Annotated in this window: 22 protein-coding genes and 4 pseudogenes; 14 read left to right on the forward strand and 12 right to left on the reverse strand. The window is 71.5% G+C overall.

Annotated elements, in window-relative coordinates; translation table 11 throughout:
* Positions 1-47 precede the first annotated feature (47 nt).
* Together ACQP2F_RS36560 and ACQP2F_RS36565 are read left to right on the forward strand one after the other, a co-directional pair.
* Positions 48-665: a nucleotidyltransferase family protein gene (locus ACQP2F_RS36560; RefSeq protein WP_433295724.1), complete on the forward strand. Its 618-nt coding sequence runs from the start codon at positions 48-50 to the stop codon at positions 663-665.
* 4 nt (positions 666-669) lie between these two features.
* The gene (locus ACQP2F_RS36565) at positions 670-1,245 is read left to right on the forward strand and encodes an O-methyltransferase (protein ID WP_433295726.1); all 576 of its coding nucleotides are present in this window, start codon (positions 670-672) and stop codon (positions 1,243-1,245) included.
* Here the strand turns inward: ACQP2F_RS36565 and ACQP2F_RS36570 are convergent.
* Complete coding sequence (locus tag ACQP2F_RS36570; RefSeq protein ID WP_433295728.1) at positions 1,242-1,598, reverse strand: VOC family protein; 357 nt, start codon at positions 1,596-1,598, stop codon at positions 1,242-1,244. The two genes, ACQP2F_RS36565 and ACQP2F_RS36570, sit on opposite strands and share 4 nt — an antisense overlap.
* Positions 1,599-1,866: 268 nt before the next feature.
* Here ACQP2F_RS36570 and ACQP2F_RS36575 point away from each other — a divergent pair.
* Positions 1,867-2,157 (forward strand): annotated as a pseudogene (locus tag ACQP2F_RS36575) (IS110 family transposase); the annotation flags it as partial.
* A 94-nt stretch (positions 2,158-2,251) separates the two neighbouring features.
* Positions 2,252-2,317: pseudogene (locus ACQP2F_RS36580) on the forward strand (hypothetical protein); the annotation flags it as partial.
* Between the two features lie 56 nt (positions 2,318-2,373).
* Here ACQP2F_RS36580 and ACQP2F_RS36585 read toward each other — a convergent pair.
* Both ACQP2F_RS36585 and ACQP2F_RS36590 read right to left on the reverse strand, forming a co-directional pair.
* Positions 2,374-3,285: a GlxA family transcriptional regulator gene (locus tag ACQP2F_RS36585; RefSeq protein WP_433295730.1), complete on the reverse strand. Its 912-nt coding sequence runs from the start codon at positions 3,283-3,285 to the stop codon at positions 2,374-2,376.
* 7 nt (positions 3,286-3,292) lie between these two features.
* A complete protein-coding gene (locus tag ACQP2F_RS36590; protein ID WP_433295732.1) occupies positions 3,293-3,877 on the reverse strand; it encodes a cysteine hydrolase family protein in 585 nt (194 codons plus the stop codon).
* A 154-nt stretch (positions 3,878-4,031) separates the two neighbouring features.
* Here ACQP2F_RS36590 and ACQP2F_RS36595 point away from each other — a divergent pair, with 154 nt between their 5' ends.
* Positions 4,032-5,396, forward strand: coding sequence for an alpha/beta hydrolase (locus ACQP2F_RS36595; protein WP_433295734.1), 1,365 nt, complete (start codon positions 4,032-4,034; stop codon positions 5,394-5,396).
* On the opposite strand, the gene ACQP2F_RS36600 is transcribed toward ACQP2F_RS36595, so the two are convergent.
* The 6 genes from ACQP2F_RS36600 to ACQP2F_RS36625 are packed head-to-tail and all read right to left on the reverse strand — an operon-like array spanning position 5,386 to position 9,578.
* Positions 5,386-6,315: a sugar kinase gene (locus tag ACQP2F_RS36600; RefSeq protein ID WP_433295736.1), complete on the reverse strand. Its 930-nt coding sequence runs from the start codon at positions 6,313-6,315 to the stop codon at positions 5,386-5,388. The genes ACQP2F_RS36595 and ACQP2F_RS36600 overlap by 11 nt on opposite strands.
* Entirely contained in the window at positions 6,312-6,953 is a 642-nt protein-coding gene (locus ACQP2F_RS36605; protein ID WP_433295738.1) for a bifunctional 4-hydroxy-2-oxoglutarate aldolase/2-dehydro-3-deoxy-phosphogluconate aldolase, read from the reverse strand. Before ACQP2F_RS36605 ends, ACQP2F_RS36600 begins: the two co-directional genes overlap by 4 nt.
* A complete protein-coding gene (locus tag ACQP2F_RS36610) occupies positions 6,943-7,530 on the reverse strand; it encodes a hypothetical protein (protein WP_433295740.1) in 588 nt (195 codons plus the stop codon). Before ACQP2F_RS36610 ends, ACQP2F_RS36605 begins: the two co-directional genes overlap by 11 nt.
* Positions 7,531-7,561: 31 nt before the next feature.
* Entirely contained in the window at positions 7,562-8,203 is a 642-nt protein-coding gene (gene lexA, locus ACQP2F_RS36615) for a transcriptional repressor LexA (RefSeq protein WP_433295742.1), read from the reverse strand.
* Positions 8,204-8,252: 49 nt separating this feature from the next.
* Complete coding sequence (locus ACQP2F_RS36620) at positions 8,253-8,762, reverse strand: hypothetical protein (RefSeq protein ID WP_433295744.1); 510 nt, start codon at positions 8,760-8,762, stop codon at positions 8,253-8,255.
* 42 nt (positions 8,763-8,804) lie between these two features.
* Positions 8,805-9,578 (reverse strand): GNAT family N-acetyltransferase, encoded by a 774-nt coding sequence (locus ACQP2F_RS36625; RefSeq protein WP_433295746.1) that lies wholly within the window; start codon positions 9,576-9,578, stop codon positions 8,805-8,807.
* 142 nt (positions 9,579-9,720) lie between these two features.
* On the opposite strand from ACQP2F_RS36625, the gene ACQP2F_RS36630 reads away from it, so the two are divergent.
* The 3 genes from ACQP2F_RS36630 (at position 9,721) to ACQP2F_RS36640 (ending at position 12,757) form a co-directional block, all read left to right on the forward strand.
* The gene (locus ACQP2F_RS36630; RefSeq protein WP_433295748.1) at positions 9,721-10,368 is read left to right on the forward strand and encodes a DUF4190 domain-containing protein; all 648 of its coding nucleotides are present in this window, start codon (positions 9,721-9,723) and stop codon (positions 10,366-10,368) included.
* Positions 10,369-10,467: 99 nt separating this feature from the next.
* Complete coding sequence (locus tag ACQP2F_RS36635; protein ID WP_433295750.1) at positions 10,468-11,799, forward strand: serine hydrolase domain-containing protein; 1,332 nt, start codon at positions 10,468-10,470, stop codon at positions 11,797-11,799.
* 34 nt (positions 11,800-11,833) lie between these two features.
* Complete coding sequence (locus ACQP2F_RS36640; protein WP_433295752.1) at positions 11,834-12,757, forward strand: NADP-dependent oxidoreductase; 924 nt, start codon at positions 11,834-11,836, stop codon at positions 12,755-12,757.
* On the opposite strand, the gene ACQP2F_RS36645 is transcribed toward ACQP2F_RS36640, so the two are convergent.
* Together ACQP2F_RS36645 and ACQP2F_RS36650 are read right to left on the reverse strand one after the other, a co-directional pair.
* Positions 12,747-12,893 (reverse strand): hypothetical protein, encoded by a 147-nt coding sequence (locus ACQP2F_RS36645; protein WP_433295754.1) that lies wholly within the window; start codon positions 12,891-12,893, stop codon positions 12,747-12,749. The two genes, ACQP2F_RS36640 and ACQP2F_RS36645, sit on opposite strands and share 11 nt — an antisense overlap.
* A gap of 58 nt (positions 12,894-12,951) precedes the next feature.
* On the reverse strand, positions 12,952-14,499 hold the full coding sequence (locus ACQP2F_RS36650) for a CocE/NonD family hydrolase (RefSeq protein WP_433295756.1): 1,548 nt from the start codon (positions 14,497-14,499) through the stop codon (positions 12,952-12,954).
* A gap of 52 nt (positions 14,500-14,551) precedes the next feature.
* Here ACQP2F_RS36650 and ACQP2F_RS36655 point away from each other — a divergent pair, with 52 nt between their 5' ends.
* The 3 genes from ACQP2F_RS36655 to ACQP2F_RS36665 are packed head-to-tail and all read left to right on the forward strand — an operon-like array spanning position 14,552 to position 15,921.
* The gene (locus tag ACQP2F_RS36655; RefSeq protein WP_433295758.1) at positions 14,552-15,211 is read left to right on the forward strand and encodes a TetR/AcrR family transcriptional regulator; all 660 of its coding nucleotides are present in this window, start codon (positions 14,552-14,554) and stop codon (positions 15,209-15,211) included.
* Positions 15,212-15,247: 36 nt separating this feature from the next.
* Entirely contained in the window at positions 15,248-15,496 is a 249-nt protein-coding gene (locus ACQP2F_RS36660; RefSeq protein ID WP_433295760.1) for a FitA-like ribbon-helix-helix domain-containing protein, read from the forward strand.
* On the forward strand, positions 15,496-15,921 hold the full coding sequence (locus ACQP2F_RS36665) for a type II toxin-antitoxin system VapC family toxin (protein WP_433295762.1): 426 nt from the start codon (positions 15,496-15,498) through the stop codon (positions 15,919-15,921). Before ACQP2F_RS36660 ends, ACQP2F_RS36665 begins: the two co-directional genes overlap by 1 nt.
* Positions 15,922-16,441: 520 nt before the next feature.
* Here the strand turns inward: ACQP2F_RS36665 and ACQP2F_RS36670 are convergent.
* Positions 16,442-16,657, reverse strand: a complete 216-nt coding sequence (locus tag ACQP2F_RS36670; RefSeq protein ID WP_433307956.1) for a hypothetical protein — start codon at positions 16,655-16,657, stop codon at positions 16,442-16,444.
* Here ACQP2F_RS36670 and ACQP2F_RS36675 point away from each other — a divergent pair.
* From ACQP2F_RS36675 to ACQP2F_RS36685, 3 genes and pseudogenes are all read left to right on the forward strand, one after another.
* Positions 16,635-16,994 (forward strand): annotated as a pseudogene (locus ACQP2F_RS36675) (DDE-type integrase/transposase/recombinase); the annotation flags it as partial. The gene ACQP2F_RS36670 and the pseudogene ACQP2F_RS36675 sit on opposite strands and share 23 nt — an antisense overlap.
* A gap of 22 nt (positions 16,995-17,016) precedes the next feature.
* Positions 17,017-17,145: pseudogene (locus ACQP2F_RS36680) on the forward strand (IS481 family transposase); the annotation flags it as partial.
* 142 nt (positions 17,146-17,287) lie between these two features.
* Positions 17,288-17,491, forward strand: a complete 204-nt coding sequence (locus ACQP2F_RS36685; protein WP_433307959.1) for a hypothetical protein — start codon at positions 17,288-17,290, stop codon at positions 17,489-17,491.
* Positions 17,492-17,562: the final 71 nt, after the last annotated feature.

Raw genomic sequence — 17,562 nt, forward strand, 5'->3', positions numbered from 1 at the left:
TCCCCAGGTAGGAGCCCCACCCCCTAGTGGCGCGATAGCCTCCGCGAATGGAGACCGACGCGCAGCTCTGCTCACCCATGCGCGCCTCGCCGGGCGGCGTCGCCGGGCTCGTGCTGGCGGCCGGTGGCGGGCGCCGTTACGGCATGCCCAAGGCCCTGGTCGCGTACGGGGGAATGCTCCTGGTGGACCGCGCGGCGCTCGTCCTGCGCGAAGCCGGCGTCGCACCCGGCCTGGTGGTCCTCGGCGCCTCGGCGCCGCGGGTGATCGCCGAGGCCGTCGCCCTGCCGCGCACCGTGATCAATCCCGATTGGGAGAGCGGGCTCGCCTCGTCGCTGCGGGTCGGATTGACGACGCTTCTCGGCACTTCGGCCTCCGCCGCCGTCATCCTGCTCGTGGACATGCCCGGCGTGACCGCGGCGGCGGTGCGGCGGGTGACCGGGCTCGCCGCGCCGGACGCCCTGGTGATGGGCGGCTACGGCGCGCGACGTGGCCACCCGGTGCTGCTCGGCCGCGCGCACTGGGCCGGCGTGATCGAGTCCGCGTCCGGCGACCACGGCGCCCGCGACTACCTGCGCGCCCACGCCGCCGAGGTACGGGTCGTGCCGGTCGGCGACGTGGCCGACGACCTCGACCTCGACGTGCCCGTTTGTGAGAAAGGACGGTGATCCCGTGAACCTGCGCTCGCTGCTCGACCACCTGTACGCCGAGGGCAAGGCGTTCGACGCGGCCCAGGCCGACCGCCGTTCCCGCCGCCGCAACCTGTCGCCCGACGCCGCCGAGCTGCTCGCCCTGGTGCTGCGGATCGGCAACTGCCGCGACATCGTCGAGATCGGCACGTCGAACGGCTACTCCACGATCTGGCTGGCCGACGCCGCCCGCACCACCGGCGGCTCGGTGACCACGGTCGACGTCGAGGAGGTGCCGGCCGCCCTCGAGAACGTCACCCGGGCCGGCCTGGCCGACCACGTGGTCTTCGAGACCGCCGACGGCGGCGACTTCCTGGCCTCGCGCGCTCCGGCCAGCGTCGACCTGCTGTTCCTGGACGCCGAGCGCCCCGAGTACCCGGCGTGGTGGCCCGACATCCGCCGGGTCCTGCGCCCCGGCGCCGTCCTGGCGATCGACAACGTCCTGTCCCACCCGGGCGAGGTCGCGCCGTTCCTGGCCCTGGTCAACGCCGACCGCACCTTCACCGGCTCGTCGGTGGCGGTCGGGAAGGGGTTGTTCGTGGCCGTCTCGGATCGTTAGCCGTGCCGAGCCACGCAGAACTCGTTCCCTTCCGGGTCGAGCATCACGACGTGCCCGAAGTGCCCGTCGTAGCGCTCCTCCCGGATCGAGGTGGCGCCGGCCTGTTCCAACTCGGCCGCCTTCGCCCGCACGGCCGCCTCATCCGGTAGCCGGATGTCGATGTGTACGCGGTTCTTGCTGGTCTTGGACTCGGGAACGCGTAGAAAGCCGATGGCCGGCCCGTTGCCCGCGGGGTCGATGATCGAGGCGCCGTCGGGGTCGGCGTAGCCGGGCTCCGGAACGTAGCCGAGGGCGAGCGCCCAGAATTCGGCCAGCTTGCGCGGATCAGTGGCGTCGCATCCGAGGGTCCACATCAGCGCAGCTTACGGGCCGGCTACGACTGTGAGGATGTTGAGTGCTGCTCGGGGCTGGGGTCTGACCCGGGGTACGACAGGCCTGTGATGCCTTGAAAATGATCTGTCGGCTTCCGTCCCGGGCAGCGCTTACTGCCGCCGGACCGGCACACGAGCGTGTCCCGATAGGGGCCTTGCCGCTAACAAGGCACCGTCACAGTCCTGACCGCTTCGGGCCGGCCCGGCGACGGCGTCCGTCCGCCTGAGCCGTCAGGAGAGCCGAACAACCATGCCCAGCATCACCCACCACCACACCGCCGGCCAGGACCACCCCCGGACCGGAGAAATCGTTCTTGGCATCGACACCCATGCCGACACCCACACCGGCGCGGTCCTCGACCACCACGGCGCCCTGCTGGACACCCGCACCTTCCCGGCCACCAGCCTCGGCTACCAAGCCCTGCACGCCTGGGCGGACACCCTCGGCCGGATCTGGCGGGCCGGTATGGAGGGCAGCCACTCCTACGGCGCCGCCCTCACCCGGCACCTGCACACCCACGGGATCGTGGTTATCGAGGTCAACCAGCCCGACCGCCACGACCGGCGACGCCGCGGCAAAACCGACACCATCGACGCCGAAACCGGCGTTCGCCGCCCTCTGCGGCAGCAACCCGATCAACGCCTCATCCGGCAAAACCAACCGCCACCGACTCAACCGCGGCGGCGACCGCCAAGCCAACCGAGCCCTCTACACCATCGCCCTCACCCGACTCGCCACCCACCAACCCACTCGCGACTACATGACCCGCCGCACCACCGAAGGCAGAACCAAACGGGCTCGCAAACGGCGCAACATGCGGGCGTCCGCGAAACCGACCGCCCGCGCCGCGCTTTCGACCGTTGCGCCGTGGCCGATCAAGTACTCGGCTCGCTCCACGCGCAGCAGCTGCTGGTAGCGCAGCGGGGTGCGGCCCGTTGCGGACGTGAACAGGCGGGTCAGGGTGCGTTCGCTGACGCCCGCGGCGGCGGCCAGCGTGGCCAGCGGCAGCGGGGAGGCGAACGCCGCGTCGATCCGGTCCTGGACCCGGTGGACGACGTCGGACAGGTGGGCCCGGTGCCGGAGCATCGCGCTGTCCTGGGGCTCGTCGCCGTTGCGCCGGCCGTAGACGACCATCTCGCGGGCCGCGCGGGCGGCGGCGGCCGCGCCCCGGTGCTGGGCCACCAGGTGCAGGGCCAGGTCGATGCCGCTCGCGATGCCGGCGGAGGTGACCACCCGGTCGTCGCTGACGTAGAGCACGTCGCGCACGACCGTGGCTTTCGGGTACGTGCGAGCCAGGCGGTCCTGCAGATCGTGGTGGGTGGTGCAGCGGCGGCCGTCGAGCAGGCCGGCCCGCCCCAGAGCGTCGGCGCCCGCGCAGACGCTGGCGACGGTGCCACCGGCGGCGTGATGGCCGGCTATCCGGCTCAGCGTGCCGGCGGCGAAGGCGCCGTACCCGTCGCGCCAGCCGGGGACCAGCACCAGGTCGCGGGGAGTGAGCGCCGGCCAGTCGGCCGGCGCGTTCAGCGAGACGCCCTGCCAGGTGGGCACCGGTGACGCCTCGGCCACGTAGCCGACCTCGTACCCCTCGGCGGTGGTGAACACCTGCGCGGGGCCGGCCAGGTCGAGCAGATGCACCTGCGGCGTCAGCACGAATACCACCCGGGTCACGATCCGGTCACACCCCCAGATAGTCGTCCGTAGTGCGGACGGCGGCAAAACGACCGGCCAGAGCGTACTCCGTGCGGGCCACGACGTCGGCCGCGGAAAGGGTGCGCGGGTCGCCGAGAAGCTCGGCCACCGTCTGGTCGGCCGGTGCGTCCCAGTGCGGGATCGGGAAGGTGCCGGTGGCGTCGGTGACGAACGTGACCTCGTACCCGAAATCGGAGGCCACCCGCGCGGTCGTCTCGACGCACTGCTCGGTGCGCAGGCCGCAGACCGTCACCGACGTCACGCCGGCCATCGTGAGCACCTGACCCAGGTTGGTGGTGGTGAAGGCGTTGTGCGAGGTCTTCGTCACGAACGGCTCGTCCTTGGCCGGCTCGAGCTCGCTCACCACCCGTACGTGCCCGTTCGCCGGATCGAACTCGCCGCCCGTTCCCGGCTCCGAGTGCACCACCCAGACCACCGTTTCGCCGTTGGCCCGGGCCGCTTCGACCAAGCGGGAGACATTGGCGATCAGCGAAGGGTTGTCGAGCGTCTCCCAGAGCGGGCGGGCCCGGAACGATTCCTGCACGTCGATCACGATCAGCGCGTTTGTCATAAGGTGATTCAACGCGCGCGGCCCCGCCGCCGGAAAGACACCATCGCGACCGAGGCCGGAACGATCCGGTCACACCACGCCGGGAAAAGATCGGGGTTCGGTGGGGGAATTCGCCTGATCAACGAAAGCCAACCGATCGACCAGGCTCGAACCCATGAACCTGTTGCTCCCCCTGCTGATAGCCGCCGCGCTGCCGGTTCCCGCTCCGCCCGCGGCGGCCGCGCTCGCCTGGCACGACTGCGGCGACGCCAAGAACGCCGACGTCCGGTGCGCCATGCTCACCGTGCCGATCGACTGGGCCCGTCCCGGCCGCGGCACGATCGAGCTGTCCGTCGCCCGCCGCCCGGCCACCGACCAGGCCCACAAGCTCGGCACGCTGGTCTGGGGGCCGGGCGGACCCTGGGACCCGGGCGCCGATCGGGTGGTCAACGGCTACGAAAGGTTCAGCACGACGATCCGGAGCCGCTTCGACATCGTCGGCTTCGACCCGCGCGGCTCGAACGGCAGTCACCCGGTGCGATGCGATCCCGAGGCGGCCGGCGCCCGGCCCGCGCCGGTGCTGACCAGCCAGGCGGACTTCGACGCGACGCTCGACTACAACCGGAGGCTCTGGGCGGGCTGCCGGAGCCTCACCGGACCGCTCTGGGATCACGCCGACATGCTGAGCAACATCCGCGACGTGGACGCGCTGCGGGCGGCGCTCGGCGAGCGGCAGATCAGCTTCCACGGCAGCTCGTACGGGACGCTGCTCGGCGAGCAGTACGCCGAGCACTACCCCCAGCGCGTACGGGCCATGGTGCTGGAGAGCGTCGACGACCACAGCGTGCCGACCACGGCCGCGTTCCTGACCAGCCAGGCGGCCGCGTTCGAGGACGCTTTCGACGACTTCGCCGGCTGGTGTGACGAGGCCGGCGCCGCCTGTTCGCTGAACAACGACGAGCGCGGCGGCGCCCGTACGGTGTGGCACCGGCTGATCGGCACGCACAACCAGTTCGACCTGCTCGCGGTCGGCCTGAAACGGCTCAAGGATGCCGACTACGCCGTCCTGGCCGACTATCTCTCCGGCGTGGACGACGGAGGGCCAGCGCTGCACATCACCGATCTGGGCGTGGTGACTCCGGCCTTCTGCGCGGATTGGTCGCTTCCGGTGCGGAATTACGCGGAATACCGCGCCTTGCTCGACAAGACGGCCAAAATTGCCAACGACACCGGTTATCCGCCGCAAGTCTTCGCGCTGACGAACTGCCTCGGCTGGAGACCGGTGGTAAACACGCAGCACCCGCTCGACGTCCACACCAAAACGCCGATCCTGCTGCTCAACTCCCGCCACGATGCGGCCACCGGGCTCAACTGGGCGAAGTCCGTGGAGCGGCAACTGGGCCGGCACGGGGTCCTGGTCACCTACGACGGCGCCGGCCATGGGGCGTACACGCTCAATGAATGTATGAAGAAGACCGCGGACGACTACCTCGTCTCGCTGACCGTGCCGCCGCGGGGCAAGACCTGCCCTATCGACTGATGTCGCCGCCGGTCAGTGCCGCCAGCTCGGCCCGGTCGGGCAGGCCCTCGCAGTCGCCCGGCACGGTGACCGCGAACGCGCCGGCCGCGATCGCCGTGCGCAGGCACTGATCGGCCGCGGCGCCGGCCAGCCGGTCGGCGAGATAGCCGGCCACGAAGGCGTCCCCCGCGCCGACTGGGTCGATCACGGTCACCGGCAGCGCGGGGACCTCGTGGCGTACGCCGTTGATCTGCGCGACGCAGCCGCGCCCGCCGTCCTTGACGATCACCTCGGTCGGGCCGAGCTTGGCCAGGCCGCCGAGCGGATCGTCGCCGTCGACGAACAGCGCCGCCTCCTCCGGCCCGGCGAAGACGATGTCGGCCATCGAGACCAGGTCACGCAGCACCGGCGCGGCGTCGAAGCGCGACCACAGCTTGCTGCGGTAGTTCACGTCGACCGACACCGGCACGCCCGCGGCCAGCGCCGTCTCGACCGACTGGAAGACGGCGGCCCGGCAGGTCTCGCTCAGCGCCGGGGTGATGCCGGTGACGTGCACGATGCCGGCCTCGCGCAGCTCCACGCCCGGAATGTCGTGCGGGGTCAGCCGGGAGCCGGCGCTGCCCGCGCGGTGGTAGTCGACGTGCATGAACTCGCCCGACCGCCGGTAGCGCACCATCAGGCCGGTGAACATGTCGTCCGGGATGGTCAGGGCGCGCACGCCGGCGTCGGTGAGGCGGCGGCCGATCAGCGCGCCGGTCGCGTCCGGGCCGACGCGGCCGAGCCAGGTGGATCTGCCGCCGAGGCGGGCGACGCCGATCGCGACGTTGCTCTCCGCGCCGCCGATGCCGAAGGAGAAGCTGCGGGCGTACGCGAGGGGGCCGACGCCGTCGGCGGCGACCAGCCCCATCGCCTCGCCGAAGGTGAACAGGCCGCCGGTCATGACCGGGCGAACGCTACCGCGCTGACCGCGTGCCGGGCGCGCGCCGCGAGCGCCTTCATGCTGCCGCCCTGGGCGGCGTCGCCGATCAGCGGACTGCCGATGCCGACCGCCTTGGCCCCCGCGAACAGCCAGTCCGCGATGTCCTCGATCTTGATGCCACCGGTCGGCATCACGTTGATCTGCGGCAGCGGGCCGCGCACGTCGCGCAGGAAACGCGGGCCGAGCCCGGCCGCCGGGAACAACTTCACCAGGGGCGCGCCGGCCTTGTACGCCTCGTAAATCTCGGTCGGGCTGGACGTGCCCGGGTAGAACGGCACCGGCGTGCTCGCCACCAGCGACGGGTCGAGCACCGGGGACACGAGGAAGGCGGCGCCGGCGTCGATCGCGGCCTTCGCGTCGTCCTCGGTGAGCACGGTGCCGGCGCCGACCGCCACCGTCGAGGGCAGCTGGCGGCGCAGGCCGGCGAGCGCGTCGATCGCGCCCCGCGAGGTCAGCGTGACCTCGAGCGCGGTGATCCCCGCGCCGATCAGGACGTCGGCGACGGCGGCAAAGCTGTCTGCGGTCGGTGCGCGAAGGATCGCCACGATCCCGCTGCGCACGACCGCGGCGGACACATCGTCGAGCTTCTCATCGGTCACGACTTAGATCCTGCCCGATATCGGCAAGATCATCCAGGGGCGGCGGCTTGCGAAGGAACCGGGTGCGGCCGTTGTGTGACGGCGCCTTGGCCGGCGCCTCGGTATCGATGCCCAGCTCATCGCGTACGGCCGCCTCGAACTGCTGCATCACCAGCGGAACCTGGGTGAGCAGCTCGCGGAAATGGATCTGCGGTTGCACGCCGGGCACCGCGGCGGGATTCATCTCACCGTGCAACTTCTGCAGCAGCACATGTACGGCGAGGGCCGCGCTCCGGACCGGTCCCGACGCCAGCAGCCGGACCCGCATCAACGCCGGTCCCACCTCGTCGACGTAGGCCAGCGCCGGGGTCGGCTTCCCCCCGGCGTCGTAGGCGGCGCGCAAGCGGTAGGTATCGCGTTCGAAGACGGAGAGCAGGCCGACGTACGCGTCCTTACGCTCCTCGTACCACCGCTTGGTCCGCTTGCGGCGGCTGCGCACGAGCTCGTCACGCGCGGTGACGAGCATCGCCGCGGCCGCTCCGAGCAGCGCGAACAGCAGGGCGATGAGGGGAAGGCCCCACCACGGGATCTGAGACACGCGATAACGGTAGCGAGGCCGCGCCCGGGGGTCATGTCCGGCGCAGAACCGACACAACTTTCCCGAGCACGACGGCCCGGTCACCGTCGATGTTCTCGTACGCCGGGTTGCGCGGCTCGAGCACCACGTGTCCCGCCCGTCGCCGGTACACCTTCACCGTCGCCTCGTCGTCGATCATCGCGGCCACGATGTCGCCGTTGAAGGCCTCCGGCTGCTGCTTGACGACGACGATGTCGCCGTCGCAGATGGCCGCGTCGATCATCGAGTCCCCGCGCACCCGCAGCCCGAAGAGCTGCCCCCGCCCGACCAGGTCCCGCGGCAGGCTGAGCACCTCGTCCGAGCTCTGCTCGGCGAGGATCGGCGTCCCGGCGGCGATGTCGCCGAGCACGGGCACCGTGGTGGTCGCGGCGGCGTCGGGCCGCGGGCTGTCGTCCGGCCGCAGGAACGAGCGCACGTCCACCGGCCGGGTCGCCGCCCGCCCGCGGCGCAGGTAGCCGTGCTCCTCGAGAACCCGCAGATGCCGCCCGACGGTCGAGACCGAGACGACCCCGAGCGAGTCGGCGATCTCCCGGGTGGACGGCGAGTAGCCGTACCGGAGCGCCCATTTCTGAATGACGCCGAGAATCTGGCGTTGGCGCTCGCCGAGCACGGACGTGTCAAGTTCCTCCAGCACCCCAAGATCCTGCCAGACCGTCGGGCCCGCTCACGGAGCCACGCCGAGCCTAACTACGCAGATGCCCGGCAACCTGGTGCAGGACCGGCAGCGACGTGCTGCTGTCGCCGCCGCTCAGGATGCCTACCAGCACGCCGCCGCAGATGCACAGCAGGATGACGCCGACGATGGCCAGCAAGATGATCTGGAAGACGGCGCCCGGCCACTTCTGCGGTGGGGCGCCCAGCGCGCCCTTGTACCAGATGGCCATCGGGGCCCGGTACTCGAGCTCGACCGTCTGGCCCGGATAGACGTTCACCGGCAGGTCGGCCGGGCCCATCCGGGGCGGCAGGAAGTACGGGATGTGCACGTGCAGCATGTACTGGCCGGCGGGCACCGCGATCACCTGGCGGCCCCAGGCGTTCGCCACCACGTGGCCGTTGATCTCGGTCTGCGGCTTGAACAGGGCGAGCATGAAGGCCAGCGGGTGGTACTTCAAGGTGAGCGCGATGGCGCCGCCACCGCCACCCTGCTGCGGGCCCGGAGGCGGCGGCGGGTAGCCCGGCTGCTGGTACGACATGTTCCTCCCCGTCCTTGATCGGCTGGCGAAGGATACGACACGTCAGGCCGGATAGTCGGTCCCGGGCGGGGCGGCGATCAGGACGTCGGCCACCGCGCGCCAGCCGAGCGCGGCGTAGAGGTGCCGGCCCTCCTCGCTGGCGATCAGGAGGCCGTGCTCGGCGCCCGCGGCGGCGGCGGCCTCGGCCAGGGCGCCCATCACCACGCGGGCGAGGCCACGGCGGCGGTGCCCGGGCGCGGTCAGGATGCGGTCGGCCACCGCGTCGCGGCCGCTCAGGCCCATGGTGCCGTGCGCGGCCTCAACTCCACCCCACCCTCGACTGGGTGGGGTCAGGTTAGGGCCCGGGTATGACACTTTCCCCGGGCTGTCCACAGCGGTGACGGGCGACGTCTCCGGCGAAGCGGGCGGATCCACCGGAGGCGGAGAGAACCACACGGTGACGGTGGCGACCTGACCGGATACGTGACCCTCCAGGCGGTACGGTCCGGCGAGCGCGCTCTGCGGCTGTTCACGCAGCTTGACCGCCATCAGCTGTTCCGCGCGTTTGAGCAGAACGAGCCCGGAATCCCGCAGTACGGCCGCAGTCGCCTCGGGCGTCGTCGTCGGCACGGTCAGCCAGGTGATCTCGTCCTCCCGGAGCACCGCATCGGCCAGCGCGGGCAGCGACGAAGGGTCGAGCGCGACGTACTCCACGTCGCGTCCGGGCTGCTGGCACCGCACGCGCAGGCCGCCGGGGACCGGGTCGGCGGCGGGCAGCCCGCGGGCCACACTCCAGCCGCGCTGCCATCGGACGATGAGATCGGGCAGGTCAGTCACCGGGGAAGTAGATCAGCCCGGTCTGTCGGCTTGCCGACGACCACCCGGCAATAACGATTGAGATACGCGACAGCACCCCTGGCCAGCACCGGCTACTGTCTCGAAGCTCCAAACCTGAACTTTTCCTGATAGGACCTCGACCGTGTCGTACCCGCCGCCGCCCGGCCAGCAGCAGTTCCCGCCGCAGCCGGACCAGCCGCAGTACCCGAGCCAGCCGCAGTACGCGGATCAGTCCCAGTACCCGGGCCAGTCGCAGTACCCGGGCCAGCAGCCCGGCTACCCGTCCAACTTCCAGGCGCCGCCGCCCCCGCAGCAAGGGCGCAGCGGCCTCGCCATCGCCGGCTTCATCCTGGCGTTCTTCCTGCCGCTGATCGGCTTCATCCTGAGCCTGATCGCGATCTTCAAGACCGGCGCAGGCAAGGCCAAGGGCCGCGGTCTGGCGATCGCCGGTGTGATCATCTCGGTGATCATCATGGGCGCCGGAATCGCCCTGATCGCCGCGCTCTCGCAATCGACCGTCGCCGACCCGGGCTGCGTCTCGGGCAAGGCCGCGATCCTCGCCAGCGGCAGCAACGTCGACGAGGCGTCGCTGACCAAGACGGCCAACGACCTCAAGGCGGCCGCGGCCAAGGCCAAGCACGACAACGTCAAGAACGCGCTCAACGCCGTCGCCGACGACTACGCCAAGCTGGCCAACGCGGTCAAGACCGGCGAGGTCCCGCCCGGCATCGAGGACAAGATCGCCAAGGACGGCCAGGAGGTCGACAACCTCTGCACGATCGGCTCCTGACCGACGCTCCGGCGGCGCCGCTCAAAGCCGAGCGGCGCCGCCGTAAAGCGCCGCCGTAAATGGCCGAGCCGCGCCGCCGAAAAACATAGAGTGCTCTCCATGACCACGGGGAACGAGCTCCAGGAGCTCCTGCACGACGCGATCCGCGCGCACGACGTCCCCGGCGCGGCGGTCGCCGTCGGCCACGACGGCAAGCTGACCGAAGCCGCCGCCGGCGTCCTCAACCGCGACACCGGCGTACGCGCGACGCCCGACAGCCTCTTCCAGATCGGCTCGGTCACCAAGGTCTGGACGGCCGCGCTCGTCCTGCAGCTGGTCGACGAGGGCCGGGTCGACCTCGACGAGCCGGTCCGCCGCTACCTTCCGGAGTTCGCGGTCGCCGACCAGGAGGCGACCGAGACCGTCACGGTCCGCAACCTGCTGACCCACACGGCCGGCTTCGAGGGCGACCTGTTCGAGGACACCGGCCGGGGCGACGACGCCCTCGAGCGCTACCTCGCCTACCTCGCCGAGGCGGCCGGCCAGGTGCACCCGGTCGGCGCGCTCTACTCGTACAGCAACTCGGGTTTCGCGGTCGCCGGAGCGCTCGTCGCCCGCCTGCGCGGAACCCTCTGGGAGACCGCGCTGCGCGATCGGCTCATCACCCCGCTCGGCGTGACACACATGGCCCTGCTGCCCGAGGAGGCGATCCTCTTCCGCGCGTCGGCCGGCCACGATCATCGCGGCGACATCTACCGGGAGTGGCTGCTCCCGCGCTCGCTCGGCCCGGCCGGAAGCGCACCGAGCGCCGCACCACGCGAGCTGGTCCGGTTCGGACGAGCCCTCCTGTCCCCGAAGAACGGCCCGATCTCGGCCGACGCCGTCGCGGCGATGACCACGGCGCAGGTCTCGATCCCGGGCGTGCCGGGACGAACGGCCGACCGGTACGGGCTGGGCATCGCCCTCTTCGACTGGAACGGCACCCCGGTCATCGGCCACGACGGCGGCACGATCGGGCAGAGCACCCTCTGGCGGGTCGTTCCCGGGCACGACCTGGTCGTCGCGATGACGGCCAACGGTGGCGAGGCCGACGCCGTCTTCGACACGCTGCTCGACCGGATCATCAAGGACGCCACCGGCGTGACCGTGCCGCCGCGACCGGCCCCGTCGGGCACCCCGGCCGGCCCCGGACCCGAGCGCTTCGCGGGCAGTTACGCCTACGGGCTCAACCGCTACGACGTCGCCGTGGCCGACGAGGGGCTCGACGTCACGGTCACCGCGCAGGGGGTCGCCGCGGAGAACGGGGTGCCGCCGGCGACGATGCGCTGCGTGCCGCTGACCGGCGACACGTTCGTGACCAGCGAGCCGTTCGAGGGCGCCTACCGCACGATCACCTTCGTCGGCGACGGCCGTTTCCTGCACGACGGGCGGGCCGCGCCCCGGCTCGCTTGACCTCAAGCGCACTTGAAGTTGCAGAGTGCTCGCCATGAGAGCAGCCGTCTTCGACCGCTTCGGGCCTCCCGACGTCCTCCACCTCGCCGACCTGCCCGATCCCGAGCCGGGGCCGGGCGAGGTGCGGGTCCGGGTGCGGGCGGCCGGGGTACAGCCGTTCGACGTCGCCGTCCGCAGCGGCCGGATGCCGTGGGCGAAGGTCAGCTTCCCGCAGCAGATCGGCCAGGAGTACGCCGGCGTGGTCGACAGCGTCGGCGCGGGCGTCGTGGGACTCGAGGTGGGTGACGCGGTCCTGGGCTCCACGATGATGAGCGCGTACGCCGAACTGGTCGTCGCGTCCGCATCGAATGTGGTGCGGAAACCGGATCGCCTGGATCTGCCCACCGCCGCCGCGCTCGTCGCGGCCTCGCAGACGGCGAGCGGCGCGCTGCTGGAGCTCGGTGTGCGCGGCGACGACGTGCTGCTGGTGCACGCGGCCGCCGGCAGCGTCGGCACGGTCGCGGTGCAGCTGGCCCGGGCCGAGGGCGCCACCGTGATCGGCACGGCGAGCCCGGGCAACCACGACTACCTGCGCCGGCTGGGCGCGATCCCGGTGGCGTACGGGCCCGGTCTGGTCTCCCAGATCCGCGCCCGGGGGCTCACCCCGACGGTCGCGCTCGACGCGGCCGGCGGCGAAGCGATCGCCCAGTCGGTGTCGCTCGGCATCGCCCCCGACCGCGTCGGCACGATCGTGGACGACAAGGCCGCCGCCGAGCACGGCGCCCGCGTGGTCCGGGCCGGTCGAAGTCCCGAGCGGCTCGCCCGGGTGATCGACCTCGCCGCCCGGGGTCGGGTCACGATGCCGGTCCGCGCCTACCCGTTCACCGACGTCGTCGCGGCGCACGCGGCCGTGGAGTCACGCCACGGCCGCGGCAAGGTGGTCCTGATCATCGAGCCGGGCGGGCCGGTCAGCTCGTGATCGTGTCCCACGAGTAGGCGAGCAGCGCGAAGGCGGCACCGAGCAGGGCGAGGCTGATGCCCCGGGCCGGGATCGGCAGCGCCGCCAGCGCGAGCAGAATGACGGCGATCACGTAAAAGACACCCTGGATGGGCATAGTCACTCCTCGATCGGTGGGGATGCGGCGACCCGCATTACCCCTCCGGCGACGGCGGCTAAACCATGGGCAGCACCAGGGCCGACGTGGGCTCGATCGCGGTCTCGGTGGCGACCATCCGGGTGGCCGGCCCGGGCGGCTCGCCGGTGCCGTAGTTGCGCAGGTAGCGCGGATGCGCGCCGCCGGCCAGCATCAGCCGCAGGCGATGGCCGGGCCGGAACCGGTGACCGGCCGGCCCCATCTCGACCACGACCCGGCCGGCGCCGGTGAAGCGGGTCAGCCCGTCGCAGACGTTCACCGACCGGCCGGCCGGGTCGACGTCGCAGAGGCGGGCGAAGAGATCGCCACTGGCCGCCGTGGTCGACGCGTCGAGCTCGGCCCGCACCGGGCCCATCACCTCGACCGCCTCGGCGAGCGGCTCGCCGGTGAAGGTGAGCACGTCGGCGCGGGCCTCGAGCCCGGCGTTGTCGTGCCGTCCCTGCGTCTTCGACTGCAGCGCTCCCCCGATCGACGGGGTCGGGTCGGCCGGGTCGTACCGGAAACGGGTCTTGTCCGGAGTGAACGCCCACCGCTCCTCGCGCCCGGGCGGCGGCCACGACGGCAGGTCGCGCCACTCCTCGGCCCCGCCGATGAAGACCCGCACCGGGGCGGCCGGCCGCTCACCGCGCAGCCGCCGCAGCGCCTGGCCGAAGATCTCGTCCCACCCGTCCTCGAGCGACGACGTGTGCGTCCACGGCCCGATCAGCAGGTCCGGGTCGTGCCCGGCCGCCCGCAGCCGCTGGTACTGCTCGATCACCTGGCCGGGCGCCAGGTCCCACCAGCCGGTACAGAGGCTGACCGGCACGGCCAGCTTGTCGGCGACCGGCATGAGGTCGCCGTCGGCCCAGTGATCCGGTTCGGGGTGGGCAAGACACTCCTCGAACGCCGGCCGGCGACCCCCGAACACCGCCGGATAGGCGTCCAGGAGCGGCACCCGCCCGACCGCCTTCTTCCAGTTGCGCTGCATGCGGGCGATCGCCCACGCGTAGTGCCGCGCGGTGCGCGCCTGCCCGAACAGCGCGATGCCGCCGACCAGCGAGCGCTCGAGCGCGAACGCACCGCCCGGCCAGGAGAAGTCCCGCAGGTCCGCCATGCCGATCTGCATGACGGCGCCGCGCCACTCCGGCGGCGGATCGATTCCCAAGGCCCATTGCGCGTACGCCATGTAGCTCGCACCGAGTGTGTAGAGCTCGCCGGTGAACCACGCCTGACCGCGCAGCCAGGCGACCGCCGCCTGCCCGTCGGCCGGCTCGTTGCGCCAGACATGGAACCGGCCGCCCGACCCGCCGGTGCCCCGGCAGTTCTGCAGCACCACGTGGAAGCCCTGCTCGGCGACCAGCGCGCCGTAGAGGTAGTTGAACGGGAAGCCGGCGCGAATGTAGGGCGCGCGGATCAGGACGGTCGGGCACGGGTCGTCGGTGACCGGTGCGTAGTGGTCGGTGAGCAGCGGGCTGCCGTCGGCCGCGGGCACCGGGAGCGCCCGCTCCCAGCGCACGTCGTACCGTGCGGACGGTCCCTTGCGGGTCCGCCGCCGCAACATCCGGACAAGAAGTGGGAGTCTTCGCATCGTGCGGCTCCTTTATCGTACGGCGTACCGAAAATAGTAGCAGGAGGCATCGATGGCCCGCGGACGCCCGCCGCAGCACACCCGTGACCAGGTCGTGGAGGCGGCGATCCGGGTCGCGGACGCCGAGGGGCTGGCCGCCGTCACGATGCGCCGGATCGCCACCGAGATCGGCGCCGGCGCGATGTCGCTCTACACGTACGTCGACAACCGGGACCGGCTGCTCGACCTGATGGTCGACCGGGTCGGCGCGGCGGCCCGGCGGGTGCCGGCGACCGGCGACTGGCGAGCCGACCTGCTCGCGCTGGCGGGCGCGCAGCGGGAGCTGATGCTGGCCCACCCGTGGCTGCCGGCGGCGCTGCCGGACCGCCGGCTGACCGGCACGCACATGCTCGCCTACCTCGAGGAGGGGTTGGCGGCGCTCGCGCCGACCGGCCTCGACGGGCCGACCAAGATGGAGATCATCGCGCTGATCACGGGCTTCGTGGCGGCGTTCGTGATGGGCGAGCGGGCGAACGCGACGCCGGTCCCCGAGCAGGTCGCCCTGATCACGTCCGCGATCGCCGGCGGCGAGTTCCCGCACTTGGCGGCAGCGCTGGCCGAGGGCGGGACCGCGCGCGAGCCGTCGTTCGAGCGCATCGCCGGCTGGACGATCACCGGCCTGGTAGAGCAGGCGATGCGCGCGGCCGGCGCGCCTGGGGAGGGGGCGCGCTAGCATTGCTATCAGCCCGAGTGACAGGGGGATGAGACAATGGCGGCTCTCAGCATCCGAGACCTGGACGACTCCGTCAAAGAGAAGCTGCGCCTCCGGGCGGCCCGGAACGGCCGCTCCATGGAGGCCGAGATCCGCCTGATCCTCACCGCCGCCGCCACTGAGGAAGACGGACCGCGAACCGACCTGTTCGGCGCGCTGACCGACCGCTTCGCGCAGCTGGGCGGAGTCGACCTGGACATTCCGGCTCGCACCGCCCCACCCCGAGCGGCGGACTTCGGCGAGTGATGATCGTCCTCGACACCAACGTCGTATCCGAACTGATGCGTTCCGCCCCGGCTCCGGCCGTGCTCGCCTGGCTGCACCAAACCTCCAGCACCGGCCTCTACACCACGGCGGTCACGGTCGCCGAGATCCGCTACGGCATCGCACGGCTCCCCGACAGCCGCCGTAAGCATGACCTGCATCAGGCGGCCGACGAAATCTTCGCCGCCTTCCCCCACCAGGTCCTGCCCTTCGACCTCGCAGCGGCCACCGCCTATGCGGACGTGGTCGCCGGCCGCGAAGCGGACGGCAACCCGATCAGCGGATTCGACGGCCAGATCGCCGCTATCTGCCGATCGCAGGGTGCGACCCTGGCCACGCGCAACACCAACGACTTCACCGACACCGGAATCTCGCTCATCGACCCCTGGCAGGAAACAACCGCCTGAGGCCACCAGCTCGATCGTCAACAGCCAGCACGTGCCCACTCGGCGAAAGCGTGGTTCGCGCGATACCTCATTCAACGCCGGCGCCCGCGAAGGTGAGCTAGAGGTGGACCGGACGTTGCACCATGCGAACCGCAGCGTGACGCTCCGACTTTCCCGAGCCCATCGCCGAACTGTCCCAGGGCAAGATCTGGATGCTTGCGGATGTGGCAGCGTGGATCGGCGTTCACCGGAGCGGCGAGGGACGCGGCGGAGCGGGCCGTCGGAACGGCGGTAGGTGAGCGCCTTGCGTCTATACCGGTGGAGGGATGACTATTCAGTCCGATGACATGTGTCAGTGCTGAAGTCCCGATACATGCGTCACCTGGCTGCGATCATGGCCGGGTTGGTCCGTGCTATCGGGTATGGCTTCTCGGCGGCATGTGATGAACCTGCTGGATGCCCAGCTCGCGGCCGGGGTGCCGGTGAACGCGGCCGAGTTCGCGCGGGGACACGGCGTGTCGGTCCGCACGGTGTACCGGCATCAGGCCCGGACCCGGGCCGAGGGCCAGTGGCAGGAGCGGTCCCGGCGGCCGCGGTCGAGTCCGCAGGTGACGCCGCCGGAGCTGGACGCGTGGATCGTGAAGTTGCGGGTCGAGTTGGCCCCGGACAACGGCGCTGACTTCATCCGTGACGCGCTGATCGAGCTGCACGAGCGGACCGGTCCGGCCTGGCGGGTGCCGTCCCGCTCGACGATCAACCGGGTCCTGGCCCGCCATGATCTGCTCGAGCGGAACCCGGCGAAACGGCCGCGCAGCTCGTTGCGGCGGTTCGTCTATGCCCGGCCCCGCGACTGCTACCAGATCGACGCCACCAACGTACGGTTGACCGACGGCAGCCTGGCCGCGGTGTTCGAGGTCCTCGACGACTGCACCCGCACCCTGCTGGCCTGCCGGGCCGCGCCCGCCGAGACCGCCGAGGACGCCATCGTCGCGATCCGACAGGCGTTCACCGGCTACGGGGTCCCGGCGATCGTGCTGTCGGACAACGGCAGCGCGTTCACCAGCCGGCTGACCCAACCCGGCTCGATCTCCACCTTCACCCAATGCCTGCTCGATCATGGGGTCCGGCCGATCCACTCCAGCCCCCAATCACCCGCAGACCTGCGGCAAGGTCGAACGCCACCACCAAACACTGAAGAAATGGCTGGCCGGCCACCCGATCCCCGACACCATCACCAACCTGCAAACCCTGCTCGACACCTACCGCGGCCACTACAACACCCGACGGCACAGCGCCCTGCCCCACCGGGCCACCCCCCCACCAGGCCTGGACCACCGCGGCCAGCCTCGGCGGACCCACCACCCTGCCCCGGCAAACCGACGCCACCGTGCACCACTGCCTGGTCGCCAGCAACGGCGCCATCGGCATCGCCGGGCACCGCACCAGCGTCGGCACGCCCTACGCCGGCACCACCGTCACCGCCATCCGCGACGGCACACGCGTCACCGTCTACGACCCCGACGGCCACCCCATCGGCCACCTCACCCTGCAGCCCGACAAGACCTACATCACCCTCACCCCAACACCATGATCAACAACCCGTGACACATCTACCGGGACTTCCCCTTGACACATGTCTCGGGACAGAACAGGTGGAGGGAT

The sequence above is a fragment of the Actinoplanes sp. CA-030573 genome, assembly GCF_050951115.1.
Lineage (GTDB): Bacteria > Actinomycetota > Actinomycetes > Mycobacteriales > Micromonosporaceae > Actinoplanes.